A 24,672-nucleotide genomic window follows, 5' to 3' on the forward strand; every position below is an offset into this window, starting at 1 on the left:
GCAATACCTTCTTCATTAGTTGTTTTAGATACAACTTTGTTTCCTTGGTCATCAAATAAAGCTATAGCTGCACCACTAATTGGCTCACGTGTCTTATCATCTAAAACCGTTGCTGTAATAAGCACATCACATAATGGTTGTAATTTTTTAAAGGTATATATATCGTCACTTCCTTTTCCGCCTTCTCTATTAGAAGATACAAATCCTTCGCCTGCTTCTTCATCAATAATAAAAGCAAAATCGTCTGCATTACTGTTAATAGGAATACCTACATTTCTAATTGGTGCTAGTTTACCATCTACTTCTTTAGTGTAAAAAACATCTAAACCACCTAATCCTAAATGACCATTAGATGAGAAGTATAGTGTGTTTGTACTGCTTATGTAAGGAAACATTTCTTGACCTTCGGTATTTACTTTCTGACCTAAGTTTACAGCTTCACCTATTGTGCCATCGGCTTTAATTTCTGCTTTATAGATATCAAAATCGCCATAACCTCCTGGCATATTAGAGGCAAAATAAATAGTTTTACCATCAGCACTTACGGTTGGGTTTTTTACAGAATAATTTTCACTGTTTACAGATAAACTCTCAACAGTATCCCAATCGTCGCCTAGTTTAGTGGCTTTAAATAAGTAAAGCTGACTAAAACGTGTACTACTTAAAGAATCTTTTTGATAGTCTTTTTCAAAATAACTTTCTCTAGAGAAATACATTGTTTTACCATCTGGTGAAAATGATACAAGACCTTCGTGAAATCTAGTATTTACTTTATTGTTGGCTAATACAGCTTCTTGGTAGGTACCATCAGAGTTTTTATTAATTGTATAGATATCTAAAAACGGCTGATCATTCCAACCATAAGTTTTACGACTATCGTTACGTCCAGAGGTGATGTATAATTGATCGCCTTGCAATGTTCCTCCAAAATCTGATTGTGTGGAGTTAAAATCTGCATTCTGCACATTAAACTTTTTACCTTGTTCTAAAATTTTAGGAAGGTAATTAGGGTTTTTTAAATATGCCGTAGCTCTATCGTCTGCTGGTCTCATTGACGCAAACTTGTCCATTTGCACGTTAGAGGCTTCATATTTTCCATTTGCTTTAAGCATTTGAGCATACTTATAAACCATTTCTGGTTGGTCTGAAGTTTCTAGTGCTTTAGCATAATAGCGCTCTGCAGATTCAGTATCAAAAATATTGTAATAACTCTCTGCAAGTTGTCCATAAACATAAGCATCTGCTTTACCATTTTCTACAAGTTTATTATAGCTTTCTGCAGCTTTTACAAATTCGAATCTCGCAAAATATTTATCTGCTTTTTTTGTATCGCTATTTTGAGCAGTTAAGCATAAGCTACTCATCAACGTAATTAGTAATAATGTTTTAAAGTTTTTCATAATTGTTTAGCTTAACTGATTAAAAGTATCTTGGTGAACGAGAAACACGTTTTGGAAAATTAAGGTCAAATAATAAAAAGACCTCATGTGATGCTGGTGCATATTCTTTAATATCCGAAGAAATAAAGTCGTAAGCATAACCCACTCTTAAAGATGGTGTTAAAGCAAAATTAACTAAACCTGAGAATGAATCATCTAATCTATAAGAAGCTCCAATTTCAAACTTTTTATAGAATCTAGCATTAAGGTTAACATCAAAAGAGGTTGGCGCATCAAATGCTGATTTTACCATAAAAGAAGGCTTTAATTCTGTGTTCTCTGACAAATCAAATACATAACCACCCGTAAAGAAATAGTGTTGTGTTTCTGAACCTATCTTAAGACCACTATCATCTAAGTGAACTGAAGATAATAAGTTAGGTACAGATAATGACACGTAATACTTGTCTGTATAATAGAAGAAACCTGCTCCAATATTTGGGGTTACCTCATTTATATCTTGACTTAAAAAAGGGTCTGTAGGATCTACTACATCAATACCTGCTAAACCAATATCGTGAAACGTAGCACCTGCTTTAACACCGAACGCTAATCTATGCTCTCCACCTAATTGTAAGGTATACGATACATCTACATAGGTATTGGTTTCTTTAACGGGCCCTATTTGATCCGCAATAACAGATAAACCTAAACCTAGGTTATTACCTATTGGTGCATGACCAAAGAAAGTTCCTGTTTCTGGCCCACCATCTATTTTTGACCATTGGTTTCTGTATAATAATCCAAAAGAAAGATTTTCTTTTGATCCAGCGTAAGCAGGATTTATCACGTTCATATTATACATATACTGCGTGTACTGAGGGTCTTGTTGCCCATGCATTTGAAATGCTAAAAGCAAAAACGCTATAATTGAGAGTTTTTTCATTATAATTTAAGTTGATTCTGTTAGTTGATTATCTGTTAATATATACCCAAGCACTTTTTGATTTAGCACCACCTTCATAAATAACGGTATAGAAATAAGTACCTACTGGTAATTCTTTACCATCATTAGTCTGACCATGCCATTCGTCTACATAATTGTTTTTAGAGTACACAAGTGTTCCGTTTCTGTTGAATATCTCAAGTTTTGTAACATTGAAACTTGATAAGTCAAACGTGTCATTCTGACCTGGTGATACTCCTGGTGAAATACCTTGTGGGAATTCACATGATTCTAGCTGAATAACTTCAATTTCACTATAACCAATACAACCCGTGTCATTAAACATTACTTCTATTTCATAAAAACCTTGATCGAACACAGAAAGAGTTAATGAATTTTCTCCAGCAATTATACCTCCATCTCTATACCATGTTATTGAAACCTCAGATAAACTATAGTTTTCAGGAATAGCTTCTAAATCTAATGATGCATTTGGACAGAATTCATAATCTACATCATCAGAAAAACTAGTAACTGGCTCACTTCCTATAATTAAATTAAAACTATTTGTTACAAAGCAACCTTCATAGTCAACAGACTCAACTCTAACATAAACAGTACCTGCAGCCCCATCGTAAATATCTGATAAAGCATTTGTTGCCGCTATAGCATCTGCTTCTGATAAATAATATGTTACAATAAATTGAGAAGAATCTTGTCCGTTTAAAATTTCTAAACTATGACTTGAAAAATCAAAATTAGCAATACCGTCACCATCATCATCACAGCCAATTAAATCGACACTTTCTGCTATATGACTTGGCTCTGAAATTGTTATAAAAAACGAAGTAGTGTCATAACAACCAGTATTGTTACTTTCTATTCTAGCATAAATAATTTGAGGGCTAGATACATTTGCATAAGGAGAAGTTAAAGGATTTAAACCATCTATTGCATCTTGCTCATTTAAATGATAAGTGACTGTATAATCCGTTGCACTTTGACTTCCTAAAATATCATCATCATTTTCTGTAAGGTCAAAGAATGCTTGGTTTGTAGCAGAACATTCCATTAAATCACTAGGCGTATTTGCAACAGGAGTATCTAAAAACTCAACAGTAATTTCATCACTAATAATACATTGGCTAGAAAAAATAACTTGTGCAGTATATACAGCTGGTTCAGTCACTGTAATAATAGAGCTTGTTTCACCTGAAATCAATAGACCATCCTTATACCATACATGTTCTAAATTTGGAGCTTGAGTATCTAAAACAACAGGTTCATTTAAACAAACTGCTGTACCTGCATTAATGGTAACATCATCACCCAATGTTAGTTGTCCTAAATCGAAACTTCCTGCCTTTAAAAATACTCCTGAGTCATATGCAGTATCAGATGCATCAGCAATAACAAGCTTTATGTGATAAGATTCCCCTATGTTTACTGCAGACTGAGCTGTAAAAACAGCAGTTCTTCCATCAAATGAGATTGGAGGCATATCATCACCTGTATACCCACCAAAATACTGATTATTAATAGCTGCACAACTCGTATTCTCTTCATGAATATTTGTTACTAATATAGGCGTTGTTGTACCAGGCAAAACAGCTAAATTCGTTGTTACTCCATTAGAATCGGTTAGTAAAAATGCAAAAGCATCAGAATATGTACATTCAAATGAACCTCCATTATATTCTTCTGACGCCATTAAAAAGTCAAAACTTATATTTTGTGCTAGAGGAACAAAATCGAATTCTATTATTGATGCATTATTTGATTGCACTCCTACTTCTGCATCTAATTCAGCATCACCTGGCCATGCACTACCTCCATCACTTAAAAGCACAGTGTTTGGTCCACCAGCAATACTTGCATCTCCAGATGTAAGCAATAAACCTTCATCAAAAGGGAATCCAGGGCCGTCAATTGAAAAATATCCAATTCCATTATCACTACCGTAATTTGTACCAGTTGAATAAGTAATATTAGATATTTGTGCACATTCACCTCCAATTAATACATCTGTAACAAGTTCTTCTATTGTATAAGTTGTTTGATCCACAACAACATTGTGACCACCAGCTCTTATACATAAATCAAAAGTAGTATCTTGTGCATTATTAAATTGAGAAAATATTCTTAAATAATAGGTTTCTCCAATAGTTAAGTTACTTGCAACACTTTCTTCTTCTGTTGTACAATACAATTCCGTTAAAGCTCCACAAGTACCTGAATATACAGCATGATTTAAAACTTCTGTACTACCTTCAATATTTAATAAAGAAATAATTTGATTTTCACTAATGGCTGTGAATTGATACCAAACATCGTCCGTTGGCGAACCAGTGCAAGATCCCGTAGGCACTCCTGATGGTGTGGCTGACAATATAGTACCTGATACAGAGGTTAATATATTACATGTACCATCTTCATTTACATCTACTACAACAGCGCCTTCACAATCATCATTATCTGGAGGGCAGGTAACTAAATCAAATATTGAACTATTAATTATACAATCATTATCCTGTTCGTTCATTACATAAACCACTGTAGAAGTTCCAAAAGGGAAAGGTCCCATTTGGTACACACCAGTTTGAGTTACTTGAATAGTATTAGTATCATAATCTGTAGAAACCTCTAATGAAGTAGCGTCTCCTAAACTAGTAATATCTACATCAATAAAAAATTGATTATTATCACAGTCAGTAACAGCATAATAATTTGCTTCAGCAAGCGTACAATTTAATTGTAGAATATTCACTGTAAAATCTAAAGTAACTCCAGCGGTACCATTATAACATGGGTCTGGAATTGCCTGACCCGTATTTGCCGTACCCATACGCATTCTATGTTGACCTGGTGTAGCAGTATTTGGCAGAGTAAAGGATGCATCTAAAAAATGAGGGTTAGAACCTCCTGGAGACTCTCCTTGATAAACTAATTCCGTATCATCAAACGCTAAATCATCATTATAATCAATCCAAATATTAGTGTCATAAGTACTAGTATGTCCAAATTCTATTTGAACATTTGTATTTAAATTCTGGTAAACATTAACAACGGTAGCTGTATGGTTTTCATACGTTACGTCACCGAAACTAGGAAAGTCAAATACACCAATAGTAACATTATTTACCCCATCAAAATTATTTGTAGTTGGTTCTGAAACACAATATCCTGTATAAAATGTGTATGGTCCTAAAAAAATACTTTCATCACCTACACCACAAATAGATTGAATATAAAAATCGTAATATGTATCTGGAGTTAAATTATCTATTTGGTAAGGGTTAGTAGTTATTGCAGGAACATATGTCCCTGTACCTTGTGTAAATCCAGAAACATCATATTCAATATTCCAAGATGTTACGGAAACATCGTCTGTCCAGCTCACAACTGTAGATGTTGTGCTTAAATTAACAGAAGTTACATCTGAAGGCACAAAACAAGAAGGTGCTTCATCAAAAGTAACATCATCAATAGCAATATCATCATAAAAATCACCTGTAACTACTTCCGAAAAAATAAATCTGGCCTGAACATCACCTGTTATGGTTAGTCCACTCATATCAATCACCTTTAATTCCCAACCATTCGTGTTTGAATCATATGTTTCCATAGGAATCCAAGATGCACCATCCCAAATTTCCACATTTAAAACGCTATTAGCATTACCTTCATTATCACTGATTTCATAAAACGACAAAGCTGGTTCTAAAAGAGTAGACACATCTACTAAAGGCGATGTTAAAGTCCTAACACCTTCATCACCAGAAGCGTCACAATATGCAAAATAGTTATTTGATGCAGTTGTTCCCGTAATTACACCTACATCTCCAATATGACTACCTGAAGCATCATTATCAAAAAACCAATCTTCATTACCATCCATGGTCCAACATAATGGAATAACGCCATTATTTTCAAACGGTTCTGTATATGGCGCTGTAAATGTTGTACACTCTGTGGTAAACGCAAACGGCCCAGCCCATCCACTCAACTCTGTTCCGCAATTTGCCTGTACATAGTATTCGTAATCTGTTGCAGGAGAGAGACCAGAAGCTATAAATGGGTTAGAGACATCAGTATCCGTCGGCACACCTGTCGGTGTAGTGCCTGCAATAACAATTTCAACATTCCAAAGCGAAACGCTTCCAACTTGTGACCAACTTAATTCTGCACCAGTTGCTGTGGTATTAACAGCACTTAATTGAGTTGGAATAAAACAAGAAGGTGCTTCATCAAACGTAACATCATCAATAGCAATATCATCGTAAAAATCAGTTGTTGTTGTTTCTGAAAAAAGAAAACGTGCCTGTACATCACCAGTAATTGTTAAAGAACTTAAATCTATGACCTTTAATTCCCAACCAACAGTGTTAGAATTATATGTCCCTAAGAGATTCCATGCTGCACCATCCCAAACTTCTACTTCCAAAGTACTATTAGAATTACCTTCATTATGACTAATCTCATAAAACGAAAGTGCTGGCGCAATTAAACCAGATACATCCACTAGAGGACTTGTTAAAGTTCTCACCCCTTCATCTCCACTAGAATCACACCATGCAAAATAATTATTTGTTACCGTATTTCCATCCATTATTCCATCGTTACCAATATGATTAAACCCAGGATCGTCATCAAAATACCATTCTTCATTTCCTGCCATAGACCAACATAGCGGTATAACGCCTCCATTTTCAAAGCCTTCAGTGTATGGTGCTACAAATGTTGTACATTCTGTTGAGAAAGATATTGGCCCAACAAATACACTTTGATCACTACCACAATCTGCTTGAATATATACATCGTAAGTAGTTGACGAGGTTAAGCCCGTTATTGAATATGGACTACTAACGCCAACATGATTAGGAGTACCAGTTGGAGTAACACCTGTTTCAACGACTTCTAGATTTGCAATTGTAGCAGTACCATTGTCTGTCCAAGTAATTGTAGCTCCGGTAGCCGTGGTTACAGAAACTGTTAAATCAGATGGTTCTGGACACAATACTTCGTATACGTTTATATTATCAAAACCGAATCCTTCATCGACTATTGAACCGTCCGAACCAAATGCAACTCTAAGAATAACATTAGCTTGGCCTGCTAAACTAGCTAAACTATTTGATGCCATAACCCAAGCATTTGTACCTGCTGTACCTGTGCCAGACCAACCTTCTTGTTGACCTCCAGGGCTTCCATTAATTGAGTTATCTGTATACCAGTTATTTGGGTCTCCCATGGCTCCTACATTAACCCAAGTAGTTCCATTATCTATTGAAGACTGAAGAACGGCTCCATCCCAACTAAATTCGGCATCGTACCAAATACTCATTTGAATAGCAGGTGCACTTAATGCTGAAAAATCGAACACCGGACTTGTTACCCATGAGTTTTCATTAGTATTGTAAGTACCAGTAAGGTTAGTTACCCAGGCATTTGCTCCAGAGGCTGCACTATTAATAATAGCTCCAGCAGGCGTACCTAGTGCCCATGTGCCATTAGTTGTATTATCTGCTACCCAACCACCATCACCAGACTCAAAGTCTTCCGTGTATGGAAATGTACTAATTTGTGCTTCGAGATTTGTTAAGCTAACAAATGAAAGCATGATTAAAAATAGTGTAATCTTTTTCATTATTAATCGGTTTGTTAAGAATTATATATACCCTTATAACCAATTGATTATGAGGGACTGTGCTATTATTTGGTAAAATTGTGATGTAATTTGCACTGTTTCTCGTTGGTTAGACGTATAAAACAATGCGAAGCCTAATATATAAAAAATGGTAATTAACACTACCTTAACAATATTATAATAGACTAAATGCTGTTATAATCGTTAAATGGTTTTGTAAGATTTTTAAGATATCTTATATATCCAATTTAAACCGGGAATTAATCATAAAACCCTCCTTGAATTTTTAAATCTGCATAGAAGATGATTTTTATTCTCTAGTTTGTATTATTATGCGAAATTTTCTGCCCGAAACATTTTCTTTACGACAATAGAGAATCCAAGAAACTTGTTTAAAAAAATCAGATGAATCAAATGCCACTAAAATCTGAAATGTACATAGACCATACGATTTAAAAAAGTTAAAACGTTTACTTTCGTTTTCGATTAGAAGTAAATTATAGTTGTTGGCATTACCTGTACCATAATATTAATTATAATAGTAGAAGTTATATTAAAATTCATTTTATTTAAAACTAAACTACAATTGAATCAAAGGTTTTCAAAAAATAAAAAAAATAACTTTAATATGCACCTTTACTTTTAAAGGCAAGACCAATGTTTTAAAGGATATCTACAATTAAAACTTAGTTAAAAGACAACTGACTTCAAAATGATATTTCATATTTTTGCAATTAAAAAGATGCCACATACTAGAATATCAATTATTCCTACCTCAAATGAAACTATATTAAAATTTGAAGCAGATAGATTTTTAACTAACCATAATAGTTTTGAATTCAACAATATAGACGATGCTAAGCACTCTCCTTTAGCTCAGCAATTATTTTATTTACCCTTTGTAAAAAAGGTATATATAGCTTCTAACTTTGTGGCTATTGAACGCTACAACATTGTTAAATGGAAAGATGTACAAAACGAAGTAGCAGCTCAAATAGAAGATTATTTATCTAATGATGGTGTTGTAATTACTGAAGAAGCCATTAAACCTAAAGCCGCTGTAACAGTTTATGCAGAAAGCACACCAAATCCTGGTGTATTAAAATTTGTTTGTAATAAAGTATTAGTCCCTAACATATTTGAATTTAAATCTATTGAAGAAGCTAAGCCCTCTCCCTTAGCAACTGCCCTTTTTAAATTTCCATTTATTAAAAATGTATATATGGAAAAGAATTTTATCTCTATTACAAAATTTGACGTTGTAGAATGGGAAGATATTACTATTCAGTTAAGAGAATTTTTAAAATCTTATATTGAAGATAGAAAAACAATTTTGAACGACAATGCACCTCAACAACTTAATAAAACAGAGGAAGCCGTAGAGCAAAAATTTGAAGCTTTAGATGATGTTTCAAAAAATATTGTCAACATACTTGAGGAATATATAAAACCAGCTGTAGAAAGTGATGGCGGAAACATTGAATTTAAATCTTATGATGCTAATACAAAAAAAGTAGAAGTTTTACTACAAGGTGCTTGCAGTGGTTGTCCTTCATCTACATTTACATTAAAAAATGGTATTGAAAGTATGTTGAAAGAAATGTTGAATGATAATTCTATTACGGTGAATGCAATAAACGGTTAATAATTCCTTATTTTTAAGGGATTAATTTTTAAAAAATTTACTATGAATTACAATAAAGAATCTGAATTAAAAAGCCATATAAAATCAAACAAATTAAGTTTAAAAAAAGAAGAAGACTTAATAAATATATTCGAATATCTTTCAACTCTAATGGAATAAAAAAGAAAATTAGTTAGCTATACGTTCATTAAATAATAGTTCATAAGTTTATGATACTATTTCTTAACAATAAAGTGACATCCTATAAATTTTAGTGTCTTAATTTTAGTAATCTTTAAAATTTATTAAAATGGCAGTATTAAAAGTAATTGAAGTATTATCTAACTCAGATAAAAGTTGGGAAGACGCAACTAAAAAAGCAGTAAAAGAAGCAGCAAAAACGGTTAAAAACATTAAATCTGTTTATGTACAAGATCAAAGCGCAATTGTAAACGGAAATGATGTTACGGAATTTAGAGTTGCTCTAAAACTAACTTTCGAAGTAAAATAACAAACAAACTATAACTCGGACTAATTTTTTAGCCGAGTTTTTTTAATCACAAAAACTAACAAAAACCAAAATGGAAACACAAAAATGGATTGACAAAGGCATTGACTTTATTGTTGAGTTTGGCCCAAAAGTTATAGGAGCGATTCTTATATGGATTATTGGAAACTGGATTATAAAAATCCTTCTTAAAGGTGCTAAAAAAGCACTAAATGCTGGCAATTATGACGAAAGTTTAAAGAAATTTTTATTAAATCTTGTTAACTGGATTTTAAAAGTTGTTTTAATTATTGTTGTTTTAGGAACTGTTGGCGTAGAAACAACATCTTTTGCTGCAATTATTGCTGCAGCAGGTTTGGCTATTGGTTTAGCATTACAAGGATCATTAGGTAATTTTGCTGGTGGTGTTCTAATTATGATTTTTAAGCCATTTAAAATTGGAGATTTAATTGAAGCTCAAGGGGAATTAGGTGTTGTAAAAGAAATTGAAATCTTTACAACAAAACTTAACACGCCTACTAATAAAGAAGTTATTATACCAAACGGAGCATTGTCTAATGGCAATATTGTTAACTATTCTACAGAAGGAAAATTAAGAGTAGACCTTACATTTGGAGTTAGCTATGATGCAGACATTAAACAAACAAAAGAAGTTTTAATGAACGTATTAACCTCTAACCCTAAAGTTTTACAAGACCCTGCACCTTCAGTAAATGTTTCTGAATTAGCGGATAGCTCTGTAAATTTTGCTGTAAGACCATGGTCTTCTGTCGCAAATTACTGGGACGTATATTTTGAAACTCATGAACAAGTAAAAATAGCTTTAGATGCAGCTGGTATAGAAATACCTTACCCACACTCTGTTGAAATCCATAAAGATTAATAGACTATTTTTTCTTTTTTAAAGCAACAAAATCTTTTAAATAATAAGGTTCAAAATAAGCGACATCTTCGGTGTCGCTTTTTTTGTACTTCAATTCTGCTAATAAAGACATCTCATTTGCAGATGGTAATTTACCCTCAATAAAAACGGCGTTATGGTGATTAATTAAGGTTTCTGTTTTACTCACACCATTGCCAATAAAGTAAACTTTATTTGTTTCAAGCAAATCAGCATAACTATCTTCAGATAAAATTTCAGCTTTAATGTCTCTATGTAATTCTAAATTTGAATTATAAATAGCAGAATACACTTCTAGCCGTCTAGCATCTAACATAGGGATAATTAGTCCGTCTGTATGCTTTACTTGATGCGCTAAACTCTCTAAGGTAGAAATACTAATTAAAGGTTTATTTAACGCAAAACACAAGCCTTTTGCAGAAGACACACCTATTCTTAAACCAGTATAAGAACCTGGCCCTTTGCTTACAGCAATAGCATCTATTTCTGATGGTTTAATATTTGAAATTTTAAAAACCTCATCAATAAAAAGATGCAACGTTTCAGCATGAGAGTACTCTAAACTATTATCTTCTTTTAAAACTAAAGTCTCTCCATCTTTAGACAGAGAGACCGAACAATTTGTTGTTGCTGTTTCTATATTTAGCACTAATGCCATTTGCTAGTTATTTGTAAGTAGTTCTTATTTTTTAATAGAACTTTTTAATGCTTTATTAATCTTCTTCACCTGAAGTATCTTCAGATTTTTTATTTGTAATTTCTAAAAGGTCACCAGGCTTTAATTTTTTCGAAACCATATTATATGGTCCTGTTATGATTTTATCATCTTTATCTAAGCCCGAAATTATTTCAATGTTAGTATCATCTTGTATTCCTGTCTCAACAACTTTTAATTTTGCTTTCCCATTTTCGTTTACAAATACACATTCAAATTTTTCTTCCTCTTTATTAGCATCTTCTTCATCAATTTCTACAGTTTTACCATAAGTTTTTTTAACCGATGTTGTATCAGACTTAATAACAATTGCACTAATAGGCACAGATATTGCATCCTTTTGTTTTTTAGTTATAATATCTACTGTTGCAGTCATTCCTGGTCTAAAAGGCGAATAGTGCTCTGGTTTTCCCTCTGTTAAGTCTTTATAAGATTCTTCAATAATTCTAACCTTCACTTTAAAGTTTGTAACTTGGTCTGCTGTTAGATTACCTTCTGCTGAGTTGGCAATTTCGGTTACAATTCCTTTAAATTCTTTTTTTAAATAAGCATCTACCTCAACAATTGTAGAGTCTCCAATATTTACTTTTACAATATCGTTTTCATTAACATCAACTTCAACTTCCATGTTATTTAAGTTTGCTACTCTCAAAATTTCAGTACCGGCCATTTGTTGCGTTCCTACAACACGTTCTCCTAACTCCACACTTAAAAGAGAAATAGTACCACTCATTGGTGCATAAATAGTTGTTCTATTTAAATTATCCTTGGCCTCATTTACAGTAGCTGCAGCACTTTGTACATTATAATACGCTGAGTTTTTACCTGCAACTGCAGTTTCATAAGTAGCTACAGAGCGGTCCCAATCTGCTTTAGATATCACGCCTTTATCAAAAAGCGTCTTATTTCTATCATAGTCTGCTTTAGACTGTTTTAAAGTGGCTTCAGCTTGCTCTAATCCTGCTCTTACATTCTGATAAGACGCTTGAGAACGGTTCACTGCTGATTGAATTAAATCTGGATTAACACGCACCAATAAATCACCTTTTTTAACTTCTTGACCTTCTTTAAAAGGTAACTCTAGAATTTCACCAGAAACTTCTGATGAAATTTTAACCTCAACTTCTGGCTGAATCTTTCCTGTTGCAGAAACGGTTTGTACAATATCTCTAATTGAAACTTCCTTTTCTGTTACGGCTTTAAAATCGCCCTTTTTACCAAACCATTCTAGTTTTGATCCTACGACTAATAGAATTAATCCTAATACAACAATGGCTATTATAATTTTTATTGTTTTGCTCATAACTCAATTATTTTTATTCAGAAACTGGCATGCCAAAATAGAATTCTAAAACTTTAAGTTTAAATATATAGTCGTATTTTGTTCTTACAACTTCACTTTGCGAAGCCTCTAAACTATTTTTAGATTGATTAAAATCAAATGAATTTAACAAGCCTACATTATAACGTTCTTGTGAATAATTAAAAGCTTCTTCTCTTGCTATTAAAGTTTTTTGAGCAGCTTCATAAGCTTTTAAAGCACCTTTGGCGTCATTGAATGCTTGATATACATTAGTTTCCAAATCTAATTCCGTTTGCTCTAATTGAAATTTAGTCCGTTCTAAATTTACTTTATTTCTTTTTACATTATTACTTACAGAGAAACCATTAAAAATAGGAATACTTAAACTTAAAAAGAAATTATGACTCTTGTTATCCGATATTTGAGTTTCAAAATTAGGCGTATCAAATAATTGAGACGTAAAATAATTAGTACTAAAACTATAAGACCCTGTCAATGTTGGTTGCAAACTTGCTTTTGCAATTTTTAAATCGTACTCTGCTATTTCTGTATTGTTTTGAGCTATTTTTATATCATAACGTGCTTCCTTTGCTTTTTCAAAAACAGTTTGAGGTGTTTCGTTTAATATGTTAGTAGGAGGAACATCGTAATCAAAATCCGCTATATCAAAATTTTCATAATCTTTCAGTAATAACAATTGGGCCAAACTAATTTTAGATAATAATATGGCATTTTCTGCATTAACCACCAGTTGTTCTTGTGACGCTAATGTAGCTTGTATTTCATATAAGTCGCCTCTTGGCAACGAGCCAGCTTCAACAAGTTCGGCTGTTCGTTCAATATCTTGTTTTGTAACTTCTTTTTGTGCTAATGTTACCTTTAGTTGTTCTTTATTAAATAATATTTGTACAAAAGCATTGGCGACATTTAACGAAATATTATCTTTCATATTATCTAATTGATACTGACTTGATAATATTTGAAGATTTGAACGTCTTAACTCATTTACATTACTTAAGCCTCCATATATATCTATTGATGAGCTCACACCTCCATTAATATTTCTTGTTGTAGAATTAATAGCATTAAAAGTTACAGGGTCTTGGTTTAGACCTATACTCCAAGAAAGACCTGAAGACGCATTTAATGTTGGTAAAAAATTACCTATTGCATCTTTTTTAGTTAATTCTGAAGTTTGTATATCTAACTCGCTCTGTTTAACTGAAATGTTATTTTCTAGAGCATATTCTACACATTCTTTTAATGTCCATTTTTTATTTTGAGCTTGTGCTAATACTCCACAAAGTAGTAAAACGATGATGATTGATTTTTTCATGATGCTTATTTGTCTATGCAAAACTTAAAGTGTTACAGAAATTATAAATTTTATTCTTGTGCATATTTTGGCACGCCTTGTACTTGGTTCCAAATTTTTATTTTATCCTCTTTAGAAATGCCACTTTTTACTTCTACAAAAATACCATCACTAATCCCTAATTCTACATCTTTTCTTTCGAATTTTTGATCGCCTACTTCAATTTCTACATAAGGTTTTTGGGTATCTTTATCATATTGAACAAGGGCTTCCTTTATAGCTAAAACCTTCTCTGCTTTTTCTAAAATAATTGAAGCGTTAGCACTTAAACCTGCTCTTATAAAAGTTGAATCTATATTTTTTAAAGATCCCTTAATTTCAAATTGAATAGCTCCATTTTCGGCCACACCTTTTGGTGCAATATAATCTAAAACAGCATCAAACTTCTTGTCTTCTATAGCACCTACAGTAATTTCTAATGGAAGGCCTTCTTTTATTTTACCTACTTCGCTTTCATCTACTTTTCCTTCAAAAATCATTTGTTTAACATCTGCTAAAGATGCTATGGATGTCCCTTCATTAAAATTGTTGGCTTCAATAACTTGGTTACCAGCTTTAACTGGTACATCTAAAACCATACCTGAGACGGTTGCTCTTACCTGTGTTTGTGCAATATTACCTAATCCAGAGGTTGTTCCTGTTTTAATAATATCGTAATTCTGATTGGCAGAGTTTACATTTATTTTGGCTTGCTCTACACTTTGCTTTGTTTGTAAGTATGTGTTTTTTACTCCTTCAAAATCGTTTGCAGAAATCACACCTTTATCAAACAACGCTTTTTGTCTATCATAGTTTGCTTGTTGTGTTTGCAAATTAATCTTTGCGGTTTGCAAAGCCGTTTGATTGGTTGCTATACTGTTTTTAGCACTTGTTAAAGAAGATACATTTGGAATAACTCTAATCTGTGCAATTAAATCACCAGATTTTACATATTCACCAGCTTCAATGAAGATCTCTTCTATTACACCTGAAATATTTGGCTTAATTAAAACTTCTTCTTTAGGCACAATACTTCCTGTTGCAACGGTTTTAACTACGATAGTTTCCTCTGTTGGATTTTCAGATAGATACTTTATTGGATCCTCTTGTCCTTTAGTCCAAAAGAAATATAAAGAGCCTAAAAATCCTACGACTATTATGGCTAAAATGATGATGGTTTTTAATCTTTTCATTATTTAAAGACTGTTTTGGTTGATAAATTATATAATTGTTATTCTATTCTTAGCGCATCTACTGGTTTCATTTTTGTGGCACTATTTGCAGGAATTAATCCGGCTAGTAAACCTGAAACTACTAATATTATTAATGCTGTAAACACCACTTGTATGCTTACGCTTGGATTTGCAAAATTTTGTACAGGACCAACACTATCTAAAATGGTATTCATAATCCAAATAACTAGTGCGGCAAATGAAATACCAACCATACCAGATAGAATGGTTAACACAAGACTTTCTTGTAAAATCTGAGATTTAATAGACCAAGGACTTGCACCTAAAGCTCGCCTCACACCAATTTCTTTAGTACGCTCCTTCACTACAATTAACATAATATTACTAATACCAATAATTCCAGACATTAACACTAATGCTCCTACAAAATAACCTACAAAGGTTAAAATTGAAAATAATCCACTCACACGTTCAAACTGTTCTGATAAATCAAAATGACCAATAGCACGATCATCTTCAGGATGTACTTTATGTCTCGATTTCATTAATTCGAAAATCTGTGGTTTTAGTGATGTTATAGAGACATCATCTACAGCTGTTATTGCCATCCACCCAACATTTTCGCCTCTATTAAAAGCTTGGCTAAACGTTGTAAATGGCATGTAAATAGTATTAGCATCTTGCTCACCATCACCTTGGCTATTGCTCATTTTAAAAGTGCCAACTACTAAAACATTTACACCATTAATTTTAATGTACGTACCTAAGATATCTTCGTCTTTATCATAAAGGCTTTTTACAACACCTGTACCAACTACACAAACTTTTCGTTTAGCATCTATATCAGAGTAACTTATAAAACGTCCTTGAAGTATATCTAATGGCTGTTGTTTTATATATTCTGGGTAATCTCCATAAATCTCAAAAGCACCAGTTTTTGTTCCTCTTACCACATTATTAGCACCATTATAACCGCCTAATTGATTTCTTGGTGATATGTATTTTAAATTTGGAATTTGAGATTTTATAGCAGCAACGTCATCTACCTTATAATTAAAATAACGTCCCTTTGGTAAGCCTTTGTATGGTTTAGATGTACCTTGAGTCCACATAAACATAGAGTTGGTAGCAAAATCACCAAAATCTGCAGTTACACCATTTTTAAGTCCATTTGTTAATGCTAGTAATAAAACTAAAATGGCAATTCCCCAAAACACACCAAATGCTGTTAACAAAGTTCTAAACTTGTTAGCGTTTAATGCTTCAAGTATTTCATCCCAACGGTCTCTACTAAACATACTATTCGTCTCTTAATGCGTCAATTGGTTTAATCATTGCAGCTCTATATGCTGGCACAAAACCGGCTAAAGCACCTGCAAAGACTAATAAAAACACTGTGGTTAATGCAATATTAAAATCTACTTGCGGATATTTTATAAAATCATTTTGAATGTAAGGACCTGCCAATTCTAAAAGCCCTAAGCCAAAAATTAAACCAAATAAACCTGCAAACATGGTTACAAAAACAGATTCTTGTAAAATCATTCCAACAATAGACATTGGTAGTGCACCTAAGGCTTTTCTTATACCAATTTCTTTAGTTCGCTCCTTTACTATGATAAGCATAATATTACCAACACCTACAATTCCTGCTATTATGGTTCCTATACCTACAAACCAAAATACAGCTCTAATGGTAGCAATTAATGAGTATATTTGTTCTGCTTCTTCTAATGTATTATATACTCTTACTGCACTAACATCATCTGGCGCAACCACATGCATTTCTTTTAGATGCTGCTCAATACCTTCTGAAATGGCATTAGATTGAATTACGGCTTCATCAAAATTATCAGCCATTTTTACAGTAAAAGCCATATTTCTAATATTCTCTCCCGCATTAAATATTTTTTGAGCGGTTGAAACAGGAATATAAACTTGTCCTTCTTCACGATCACCACCTGGATCAAAAAATACACCTATGACTTTAAAATTCATACCATAAACCTGAAGATTTTTATTTATTGGGTCTTCATCTTTAAAAAGGTCTGTTTTTAACTTGTTACCAATTACCGCAACTTTCTTACTTCTCTCAACATCTGAATGGTTTATAAAACGCCCTGAACCAATGTCTGCATTTTCAATAAATTGGTTATCTGGTAGTGTACCGCGAACTCTGTAATTGCCTGTTTCATTTTTGTAAGTGACATTTGCGCCCCAAATAGGATAATCTTTGGTTCGATACTCTAAAAAGTCATCATACTTATTTACAACACCATCAAAACTTGAATTTTTAAGTTGAATATAACGTCCTGGATTTAGGCCTTTATACTCTTTGGTTGTTACACCAGTCCATATAGCAATTCTGTTAGTAGCATCGCTTTCAAATTGAGATTTTACGCCGTTTTCAATCCCTTTGCTGAATCCGAGTAGAATAACTAATATGAAAATACCTGAAGCTACAGAGAGTCCTGTTAAAAACGTTCGTAATTTATTTTTACTTAACGTTTCAAATATCTCTTGCCAACGTTCTAAATCAAACATGTAGTGATGCTCTTACTTGTTGAACAGGACTATCATCTATAATTAATCCGTCCTTAAGATTAACTATGCGTTTGGTCATGTGAGCAATATCATCCTCGTGCGTAACCACTAAGATTGTTTTGCCCTCATCATTAATGCCTTGTATTAGTTCCATTACTTCGTACGAAGTTTTTGTATCTAAAGCACCTGTAGGCTCATCTGCTAACAATACTTTTGGATCACTAGCTAATGCTCTTGCTATGGCAACACGTTGTTTTTGACCACCAGAAAGTTCACTTGGTAAATGATGAGACCATTGTGCCAACCCAACTTTTTCTAGGTAATGCATTGCTTTTTCTGTGCGCTCTTTTCGTTTAACACCTTTATAGTATAAAGGCATAGATACATTATCTAATGCGCTTTTATAATTAATAAGATTAAAGGATTGAAATATGAAACCTAAAAAATCGTTTCTATATTTAGCTGCTATTTTTTCATTAAGATTTTTAATTGGTACATTATCTAGAATGTATTTGCCAGAATCGGCTTCATCCAACATACCTAAAATATTTAATAAAGTAGATTTACCAGAGCCAGAAGAACCCATTATAGATACTAACTCTCCTTCTTTTACATTAAAATTAATTCCTTTTAGTACATGGAGCGAATTGGTGCCCATGTGATAAGACTTGTGCAAATCTTTTATCTGAATCATAGAAGTTTAGTTGATTGATTGATGCCAAATTTTCATCTGGTCTATTGCAAGTTTAAGGAAAACCGATTGTTTTTTTGCCAACAATTTGTTAATACCTATAATAATTGCTTACAACTAAGACTATTAAAAAGAGAAATTGTTACAGTTTTTGATTTATTTCTTCAGACTTATTTGGCTTATTAAATTTTACATAGATAATATAACCCAGTGCAGCAACCAAAATATACGGAATAGCCATTAAAAACATAATGCCATCATTAATCCCTTCTGCTGCCGATTGGTTTTCGCCACTTTCTAAAACAGCTCTACACATAGCACATTGCGCATTGACGTGCATAGACACAACTAAAACAAATAGTAAAAAAAGTAGCTTTCGTTTCATAATTATATATAATATGGAGATATCATTAAATAAACAATAACACCTGTTACAGCCACATATAACCACATTGGAAAGGTTATTTTTGCTATTTTTTTATGACGCTCTATATTATTAGTAATTGCTTTTACATACGTTATTAAAACGAATGGAATAATAACAACTGATAATACAATGTGCGTAAACAAAATAAAATAGTAGATATATTTAATGGCACCTTCACCTCCAAATTTTGTAGTGTCACTCGTCATATGATAAGCAACATATAATACTAAAAAAAGAACAGAAAGTCCAATTGCTAATTTCATTAAGCCTTCATGCAACTTTATATTTCTATTTTTAATTGCCAATAAGGCTAAGATTAAAATTACAGCTGTTAAACCATTAGTGGTAGCATAGATTGGTGGTAAAGATGTTAATGGTTCTACGTCAAAACCTAAACTTCGAAGATTGACACCAAATAAAGCAGCCACCGCAATAGGAATTACAACAGATAAGACTACAATCCACTTATTATATTTCTTTTCTTTTTCTATATTAACTGAACTCATAATTACTCCTTTAATAATTTAGCAATGTCTTCTTTTAAAATTGATATTTCTTGAGGAATTCCATCTTCATCTACACCAGTAGCTTCGGGAATTAAACCGTTATAAAATATCATTGGATTTCCAAAATTATCTTGTCTAGATCTAATGTAACCTTCTTTATCAATTAAGGCAAAGTTACCAGAATGTTCAAAACCGCCTTCTACTGTATCATCTTTAGCCGTATAAAGATTGAAACCTTGATTGGCTAATTTATAAATGGCGGCTTCATCTCCTGTCATAAAATGCCAATTAGGATTTGTGATCTCATATTTTTGGGCATATGCTTTTAATACTTCTGGTGTATCAATTTCTGGCGTAATAGTAAAGGAAGCAACCCCGAAATCTTTAAAGTCTTTGAATTCTTCCTGAACTTCCACCAGGTTTCTATTCATAATAGGACAAATTGTTGGACAGGTTGTAAAAAAGAATTCAACCACGTAAACTTTGCCCAAATAGTCTTCATTGGTAATTAGTTTTCCATCTTGGTTAGTAAAACTAAATGCTGGCACTTTTTTAGGTACTCCATTAATTTCTAAATAGGATAAATCACTTTTTTTGCCTTTATCTGCTTTATCTTCTACAGGAGAATTAGAAACAGTTTTACTTCTACTCTCTTCTCTAGTTATATCGTCTTTACTTACTCTATCAATTATTTTAGGAACAAACAAGATTCCAAAAATAAGTATGATAAACGCAATACCGACATAATAATAATTAGATTTTTTACTCATTGTTTTGTTTTATTTCTTTCTCTCTTCTTGAGTTTGAGTTATCAAATTTACCTTTTCTTTTCTGACGGTATTCCGTAAATAATATTCTTACATCATCGCTCATCATATTCTTAATTTCAGCAACTTCAATGGTATTATAAGAATATACACTAAATGTAGGTTTATTTAATTCTATTTCTCGTTCTGAACGTCCGTCTATTCTACCACGTTGATTTAAATCTTTATCAATAATGAATACATTTGTAGATGATAAATCTGTAGTTAAATCTTTTTTTGATTTTAAAGAATTATAAAGCATTTTAATTTCGCCTTCTGTACCGAATGCATAATGCCAAAATTTTAAATCTTCGTAAGTATTAATTTCTTTTTTAAGTTCTTTTACTTCTTGTTCTGTACCTTCTGGCACCACAATAACAATTTGAAAATTTTTAAATCCTTTAAACTTATCGTAAACTAACTCTTTAAGGTTTGATGCAGCAACGGATTGCTTTAATGGCGAATGGCCCAAAAAACCAAGCACCGTAATTTGGTTTTTTAACTGAATACTATCTAAGTTTTCTGAGGTAAAGTTTTCAATGTCAAGGACGTTCTTGTTTACGATATTTAAAGGCTCGTAATTATGTGTTGCAGGATATAGCATTAACAAAAAGGCCACAGGTAAAAAGAACAAAATCCCAAGAATTATATTACGTTTAACTTTGTTTGTTTTCATGTTATATATGCTAAAAATCTAATTATTACGGTCAATTTTTTCCGAATAATATAGCATTGCAAAAATAAAAAAGGTGGTTTAGAAAAACCACCTTTAAATTGTATTTAACACTACTAAAAAGTGTGATAAATATATTATATACTTTTAAAAATCTCTTTTGATTAACGCATCTTCAGCATTATAAACACCAAACACATAACCTCCTTCTTGTAATAAGATAAAAATTATGTAACAGATTAAGAAAACACCTGTCCAAACTATCATTTTTCTAAAACTACCAGTTTCATCTCTTAGGTGCATAAAATCCCAAGCAATGTAGTAAGCCTTTACAATAGTTAATACAATGAAGATTAAATTTAAAGGTTTCATGTAAACAAAAGGTGACAAAATAATATTGCCTATTGTTGCAAAGAAACCACCTTCAAAAGGGGAAATCCAAGTATGCATAAATATTTCTGGCTTATAGATACCTAAAACTACTTCTATCGCAGTTACAATAGAAAGGAATATTAATACACCCCAAATTTTACTTTTATTAGATTTAAACTTAACTAAACCTCTAAATATTTCTAATTTATGCTCGTGTGCCATAATTTTATATAAATTTCATTTGTACCTAGTACTAATTAACTAGTACATATGTTATTCGCTATTAAATTGTTTTATTAAGCGATTAAAAAATTATACTTATTCTATTAAACTAAATAGAAGAATGTGAATACAAATACCCAAACTAAATCTACAAAGTGCCAGTATAATCCAACTTTTTCAACCATTTCATAACTCCCTCTTCTTTCGTAAGTTCCTAAAATCACATTAAAAAATATGATAATATTAAGAACAACCCCTGAAAATACGTGGAATCCATGAAAACCTGTTATAAAGAAAAAGAAATCCGCAAACAATGTAGTACCATATTCATTTACATGAAGATTTGCACCTTTAACTACCAGCTTCCCGTTCTCTTTAATTTGTTTTAAAGACTCTTCTCTAGACAAAACGGTTTTGTGTCCCTCATCATCTAACATTTGGTTACGCACCAAAATATCTTCATTAGCAGCTAAACCCGCATATATTTCACTTACCGTATATGGAGGCAAAGTACCTTCATCTACAAACCACAGTCCATTTTTACGTTCGTGATCTACACGCTCTCCTGCCTGAACTATTGCTATATCATCAATTGAAACACGTTTAAACTTAGTAACACCATCTTCGGTTACATTTTTACCAAACTGTAAAATGTTTCCACCATTAGTTTGCACTGCTCCATAATCTCCTTGAATAAAAGTTGCCCATTCCCATGCTTGTGAGCCCACAAATATTGCACCTCCTATAATAGTTAAAAACATATAGATGGTTACTTTAGCTTTATTCATGTTGTGACCTGCATCAACAGCTAATACCATTGTTACAGAAGACATAATAAGAATAAAGGTCATAAAGGCCACGTATATCATTGGCAATTCTTGCCCGTGTAAAAACGGAACGTGTGTAAACACTTCGTCTGCAATTGGCCATTCATTGATAAACTTAAACCTCGAAAAACCATATGCCGCCAAGAAACCTGAAAACGTTAATGCATCAGATACAATGAAGAACCACATCATCATTTTTCCGTAACTTGCATTTAGTGGCTTATTACCACCTCCCCAAGTTTTTTCTTCTGTATCAGTAGCTACTGTAGAATTCATAGAATTTATTTAAATTTTAAAGATTGGACAAAAATAATCAAATTATATATTTAAAAAAATATAAAAACAAAAAGAGCACAAGCCAAAGCATATCTACGAAATGCCAGAAATTTGCTGCTAGTTCAAAACCCAACATATTGTTGGCATTATACTTTTGTTTAAAATGATTATAAATTACGACAATTAAACATATTAGGCCAGCAATAACGTGCGCTATATGCAATACAGCGATAACATATATGTAAGACATTGTAATATTACTAGTAGGGCCAGCAAAGTGATAACCTGAAGCTATAATTTCTCCAAAACCAACAAATTGATTATAAACAAACCCAACTCCCAAAATCAAGGTTGCTAACAACCAGATAGTTACCATCTTTCTGTTATTTTGTTTTAGGGCATTCTTTCCTAGTATAAAAGTAAAACTACTTAACAAAATAAGCACTAAACTTATTAAAAATGCTGGTGGTAATTGGTAATCTACCAACCAATCTTCATTTAGTCGTTGTTTACTACTGACTATAAATGCACTTATTAAACCAGCAAAGGACATAATTAAAGAGCCAATGCCAAACCATAGCATCATCTTTTTAGACCTTGCTGTTTTCTCTTGATCTGTTCCTTGTGTTAAATCCATCTATTTAATCTCTTATAATTCTTATTGAACTTTTTTAAAAAATTTAATCCTTGATTTATGGTTACGTAATCTACCATTAAACTTTATCACAACACTAGTTTCAAATATTTATCTGCTACATATATAATTTGCAACAATGTAATGTAAAACACGCTAGACAACATAAGTTGTTTTGCAGCTTTTATTGATCTTAACTTAAATAATCTTAACGCATAATTCAGCATAACTAAACCTAATAGAAATACTAGTACAGCACCTACAATAGATAATTTTAAATCACCTGTAAAACCAAATACTGGTAATATAGATACAATAATAGTCCAAACACTATACATTATAATTTGTACTGCGGTCCCTTTATCTGGTTCTCCTGTAGGTAACATATAGAAACCTCCTTTTTTATAATCTTCATGCAAAAACCAACCGATAGACCAAAAATGAGGGAATTGCCAAAAAAATTGAATTGCAAACAACATACCTGGTTCAATACCAAAACTGTCTCTTGCAGCAACCCAACCTAACATAAATGGAATTGCGCCAGGCAACGCACCAACAAATACAGATAAGGAAGTTTTAGTTTTTAAAGGGGTATAGACACTGGTATATAAAAATATTGAAATTGCGCCATACATAGCTGTTTTAGGGTTAATAACGTATAAAGTAATTAATCCTAAAATTGTAAATGACGTGGCAATAATAAATGCAGTATTCACGCTCATTCTACCTGCAGGAATTGGCCTATTCTTAGTTCTTTCCATTAACGCATCTAAATCGCGCTCAATGATTTGATTGTATGCATTAGATGCACCAACCATAAAATAACCACCAATTGCCAATAAAAATAAAGCTGTAAAACTAATTGTTTCTGCTCCAAGAAAATAACCAGCTAAAGACGAAAACACAACACTTAAAGACAATCCCATTTTGGTGATTTCCTTAAAATCTGTTACAACAGAAGCTGTTGATACCGATGATTTTGTGCTACTCAAACTGTATAAATTTTATTCCTTTTAAAACGCGTGCAAAGATAGTTTGAAAATTGATTCTAACCAACGTAATGCCTTAGTTTTAATTAATGAGTAGGTTTTACTGTAAGTTTTAGTATTTTTATAGGACCAAAG

The 24,672-nt window shown here is 32.4% G+C and carries 21 protein-coding genes; 3 read left to right on the forward strand and 18 right to left on the reverse strand.

Annotated features, from left to right (window positions below; genetic code table 11):
• The 3 genes from GN138_RS12265 to GN138_RS12275 all read right to left on the reverse strand — a co-directional run.
• Window positions 1-1,400, reverse strand: a 1,400-nt coding sequence (locus GN138_RS12265; protein ID WP_157364296.1) for a PD40 domain-containing protein, incomplete at its 3' end; no start/stop codon positions are given.
• 19 nt (window positions 1,401-1,419) lie between these two features.
• Window positions 1,420-2,325, reverse strand: coding sequence for a PorP/SprF family type IX secretion system membrane protein (locus GN138_RS12270; RefSeq protein WP_157364297.1), 906 nt, complete (start codon window positions 2,323-2,325; stop codon window positions 1,420-1,422).
• Window positions 2,326-2,353: 28 nt separating this feature from the next.
• Complete coding sequence (locus tag GN138_RS12275) at window positions 2,354-7,972, reverse strand: choice-of-anchor L domain-containing protein (protein WP_157364298.1); 5,619 nt, start codon at window positions 7,970-7,972, stop codon at window positions 2,354-2,356.
• A 742-nt stretch (window positions 7,973-8,714) separates the two neighbouring features.
• Between GN138_RS12275 and GN138_RS12280 the strand changes: the two genes are divergently transcribed.
• The 3 genes from GN138_RS12280 to GN138_RS12290 all read left to right on the forward strand — a co-directional run bounded on the left by GN138_RS12280 (window position 8,715) and on the right by GN138_RS12290 (window position 10,987).
• Entirely contained in the window at window positions 8,715-9,617 is a 903-nt protein-coding gene (locus GN138_RS12280) for a NifU family protein (protein ID WP_157364299.1), read from the forward strand.
• Between the two features lie 289 nt (window positions 9,618-9,906).
• Complete coding sequence (locus GN138_RS12285) at window positions 9,907-10,107, forward strand: dodecin family protein (protein WP_157364300.1); 201 nt, start codon at window positions 9,907-9,909, stop codon at window positions 10,105-10,107.
• A gap of 70 nt (window positions 10,108-10,177) precedes the next feature.
• A complete protein-coding gene (locus tag GN138_RS12290) occupies window positions 10,178-10,987 on the forward strand; it encodes a mechanosensitive ion channel family protein (protein ID WP_157364301.1) in 810 nt (269 codons plus the stop codon).
• Window positions 10,988-10,991: 4 nt separating this feature from the next.
• Here GN138_RS12290 and tsaB read toward each other — a convergent pair whose 3' ends face one another.
• The 15 genes from tsaB to cyoE all read right to left on the reverse strand — a co-directional run bounded on the left by tsaB (window position 10,992) and on the right by cyoE (window position 24,540).
• Window positions 10,992-11,663 (reverse strand): tRNA (adenosine(37)-N6)-threonylcarbamoyltransferase complex dimerization subunit type 1 TsaB, encoded by a 672-nt coding sequence (gene tsaB, locus GN138_RS12295; RefSeq protein WP_157364302.1) that lies wholly within the window; start codon window positions 11,661-11,663, stop codon window positions 10,992-10,994.
• Window positions 11,664-11,718: 55 nt separating this feature from the next.
• Entirely contained in the window at window positions 11,719-13,023 is a 1,305-nt protein-coding gene (locus tag GN138_RS12300; RefSeq protein ID WP_157364303.1) for an efflux RND transporter periplasmic adaptor subunit, read from the reverse strand.
• 13 nt (window positions 13,024-13,036) lie between these two features.
• Window positions 13,037-14,359 carry a TolC family protein gene (locus GN138_RS12305; protein WP_157364304.1) on the reverse strand — a complete coding sequence of 441 codons (1,323 nt, stop codon included), beginning with the start codon at window positions 14,357-14,359 and terminating at the stop codon, window positions 13,037-13,039.
• A gap of 50 nt (window positions 14,360-14,409) precedes the next feature.
• Window positions 14,410-15,570 carry an efflux RND transporter periplasmic adaptor subunit gene (locus GN138_RS12310; RefSeq protein ID WP_157364305.1) on the reverse strand — a complete coding sequence of 387 codons (1,161 nt, stop codon included), beginning with the start codon at window positions 15,568-15,570 and terminating at the stop codon, window positions 14,410-14,412.
• A 38-nt stretch (window positions 15,571-15,608) separates the two neighbouring features.
• Window positions 15,609-16,868, reverse strand: a complete 1,260-nt coding sequence (locus GN138_RS12315) for an ABC transporter permease (protein ID WP_157364306.1) — start codon at window positions 16,866-16,868, stop codon at window positions 15,609-15,611.
• A gap of 1 nt (window position 16,869) precedes the next feature.
• Window positions 16,870-18,114, reverse strand: a complete 1,245-nt coding sequence (locus tag GN138_RS12320; RefSeq protein WP_157364307.1) for an ABC transporter permease — start codon at window positions 18,112-18,114, stop codon at window positions 16,870-16,872.
• On the reverse strand, window positions 18,107-18,808 hold the full coding sequence (locus GN138_RS12325) for an ABC transporter ATP-binding protein (protein ID WP_157364308.1): 702 nt from the start codon (window positions 18,806-18,808) through the stop codon (window positions 18,107-18,109). The genes GN138_RS12320 and GN138_RS12325 overlap by 8 nt, the downstream gene beginning before the upstream one ends.
• A 139-nt stretch (window positions 18,809-18,947) precedes the next feature.
• Window positions 18,948-19,190 (reverse strand): hypothetical protein, encoded by a 243-nt coding sequence (locus GN138_RS12330; protein WP_157364309.1) that lies wholly within the window; start codon window positions 19,188-19,190, stop codon window positions 18,948-18,950.
• Window positions 19,191-19,192: 2 nt separating this feature from the next.
• Window positions 19,193-19,738 carry a DUF420 domain-containing protein gene (locus GN138_RS12335; RefSeq protein WP_157364310.1) on the reverse strand — a complete coding sequence of 182 codons (546 nt, stop codon included), beginning with the start codon at window positions 19,736-19,738 and terminating at the stop codon, window positions 19,193-19,195.
• Window positions 19,739-19,740: 2 nt separating this feature from the next.
• Window positions 19,741-20,508 carry an SCO family protein gene (locus GN138_RS12340; RefSeq protein WP_157364311.1) on the reverse strand — a complete coding sequence of 256 codons (768 nt, stop codon included), beginning with the start codon at window positions 20,506-20,508 and terminating at the stop codon, window positions 19,741-19,743.
• Window positions 20,501-21,220, reverse strand: coding sequence for a hypothetical protein (locus GN138_RS12345; protein WP_157364312.1), 720 nt, complete (start codon window positions 21,218-21,220; stop codon window positions 20,501-20,503). The genes GN138_RS12340 and GN138_RS12345 overlap by 8 nt, the downstream gene beginning before the upstream one ends.
• A 144-nt stretch (window positions 21,221-21,364) precedes the next feature.
• On the reverse strand, window positions 21,365-21,811 hold the full coding sequence (locus GN138_RS12350) for a cytochrome C oxidase subunit IV family protein (protein WP_157364313.1): 447 nt from the start codon (window positions 21,809-21,811) through the stop codon (window positions 21,365-21,367).
• 104 nt (window positions 21,812-21,915) lie between these two features.
• Window positions 21,916-22,914: a cytochrome c oxidase subunit 3 gene (locus GN138_RS12355; protein WP_157364314.1), complete on the reverse strand. Its 999-nt coding sequence runs from the start codon at window positions 22,912-22,914 to the stop codon at window positions 21,916-21,918.
• A 37-nt stretch (window positions 22,915-22,951) separates the two neighbouring features.
• Window positions 22,952-23,551, reverse strand: coding sequence for a cytochrome c oxidase subunit 3 (locus GN138_RS12360; protein WP_157364315.1), 600 nt, complete (start codon window positions 23,549-23,551; stop codon window positions 22,952-22,954).
• Between the two features lie 86 nt (window positions 23,552-23,637).
• The gene (cyoE, locus tag GN138_RS12365) at window positions 23,638-24,540 is read right to left on the reverse strand and encodes a heme o synthase (protein WP_157364316.1); all 903 of its coding nucleotides are present in this window, start codon (window positions 24,538-24,540) and stop codon (window positions 23,638-23,640) included.
• Window positions 24,541-24,672 lie beyond the last annotated feature (132 nt).

Source organism: Winogradskyella endarachnes, from assembly GCF_009741275.1.
GTDB lineage: Bacteria > Bacteroidota > Bacteroidia > Flavobacteriales > Flavobacteriaceae > Winogradskyella > Winogradskyella endarachnes.

Coding starts and splice junctions, on each gene's coding strand:
- GN138_RS12270 (WP_157364297.1), bottom strand. CDS start 2,325: ATGAAAAAACTCTCAATTATAGCGTTTTTGCTTTTAGCATTTCAAATG.
- GN138_RS12275 (WP_157364298.1), bottom strand. CDS start 7,972: ATGAAAAAGATTACACTATTTTTAATCATGCTTTCATTTGTTAGCTTA.
- GN138_RS12280 (WP_157364299.1), top strand. CDS start 8,715: ATGCCACATACTAGAATATCAATTATTCCTACCTCAAATGAAACTATA.
- GN138_RS12285 (WP_157364300.1), top strand. CDS start 9,907: ATGGCAGTATTAAAAGTAATTGAAGTATTATCTAACTCAGATAAAAGT.
- GN138_RS12290 (WP_157364301.1), top strand. CDS start 10,178: ATGGAAACACAAAAATGGATTGACAAAGGCATTGACTTTATTGTTGAG.
- tsaB (WP_157364302.1), bottom strand. CDS start 11,663: ATGGCATTAGTGCTAAATATAGAAACAGCAACAACAAATTGTTCGGTC.
- GN138_RS12300 (WP_157364303.1), bottom strand. CDS start 13,023: ATGAGCAAAACAATAAAAATTATAATAGCCATTGTTGTATTAGGATTA.
- GN138_RS12305 (WP_157364304.1), bottom strand. CDS start 14,359: ATGAAAAAATCAATCATCATCGTTTTACTACTTTGTGGAGTATTAGCA.
- GN138_RS12310 (WP_157364305.1), bottom strand. CDS start 15,570: ATGAAAAGATTAAAAACCATCATCATTTTAGCCATAATAGTCGTAGGA.
- GN138_RS12315 (WP_157364306.1), bottom strand. CDS start 16,868: ATGTTTAGTAGAGACCGTTGGGATGAAATACTTGAAGCATTAAACGCT.
- GN138_RS12320 (WP_157364307.1), bottom strand. CDS start 18,114: ATGTTTGATTTAGAACGTTGGCAAGAGATATTTGAAACGTTAAGTAAA.
- GN138_RS12325 (WP_157364308.1), bottom strand. CDS start 18,808: ATGATTCAGATAAAAGATTTGCACAAGTCTTATCACATGGGCACCAAT.
- GN138_RS12330 (WP_157364309.1), bottom strand. CDS start 19,190: ATGAAACGAAAGCTACTTTTTTTACTATTTGTTTTAGTTGTGTCTATG.
- GN138_RS12335 (WP_157364310.1), bottom strand. CDS start 19,738: ATGAGTTCAGTTAATATAGAAAAAGAAAAGAAATATAATAAGTGGATT.
- GN138_RS12340 (WP_157364311.1), bottom strand. CDS start 20,508: ATGAGTAAAAAATCTAATTATTATTATGTCGGTATTGCGTTTATCATA.
- GN138_RS12345 (WP_157364312.1), bottom strand. CDS start 21,220: ATGAAAACAAACAAAGTTAAACGTAATATAATTCTTGGGATTTTGTTC.
- GN138_RS12350 (WP_157364313.1), bottom strand. CDS start 21,811: ATGGCACACGAGCATAAATTAGAAATATTTAGAGGTTTAGTTAAGTTT.
- GN138_RS12355 (WP_157364314.1), bottom strand. CDS start 22,914: ATGAATTCTACAGTAGCTACTGATACAGAAGAAAAAACTTGGGGAGGT.
- GN138_RS12360 (WP_157364315.1), bottom strand. CDS start 23,551: ATGGATTTAACACAAGGAACAGATCAAGAGAAAACAGCAAGGTCTAAA.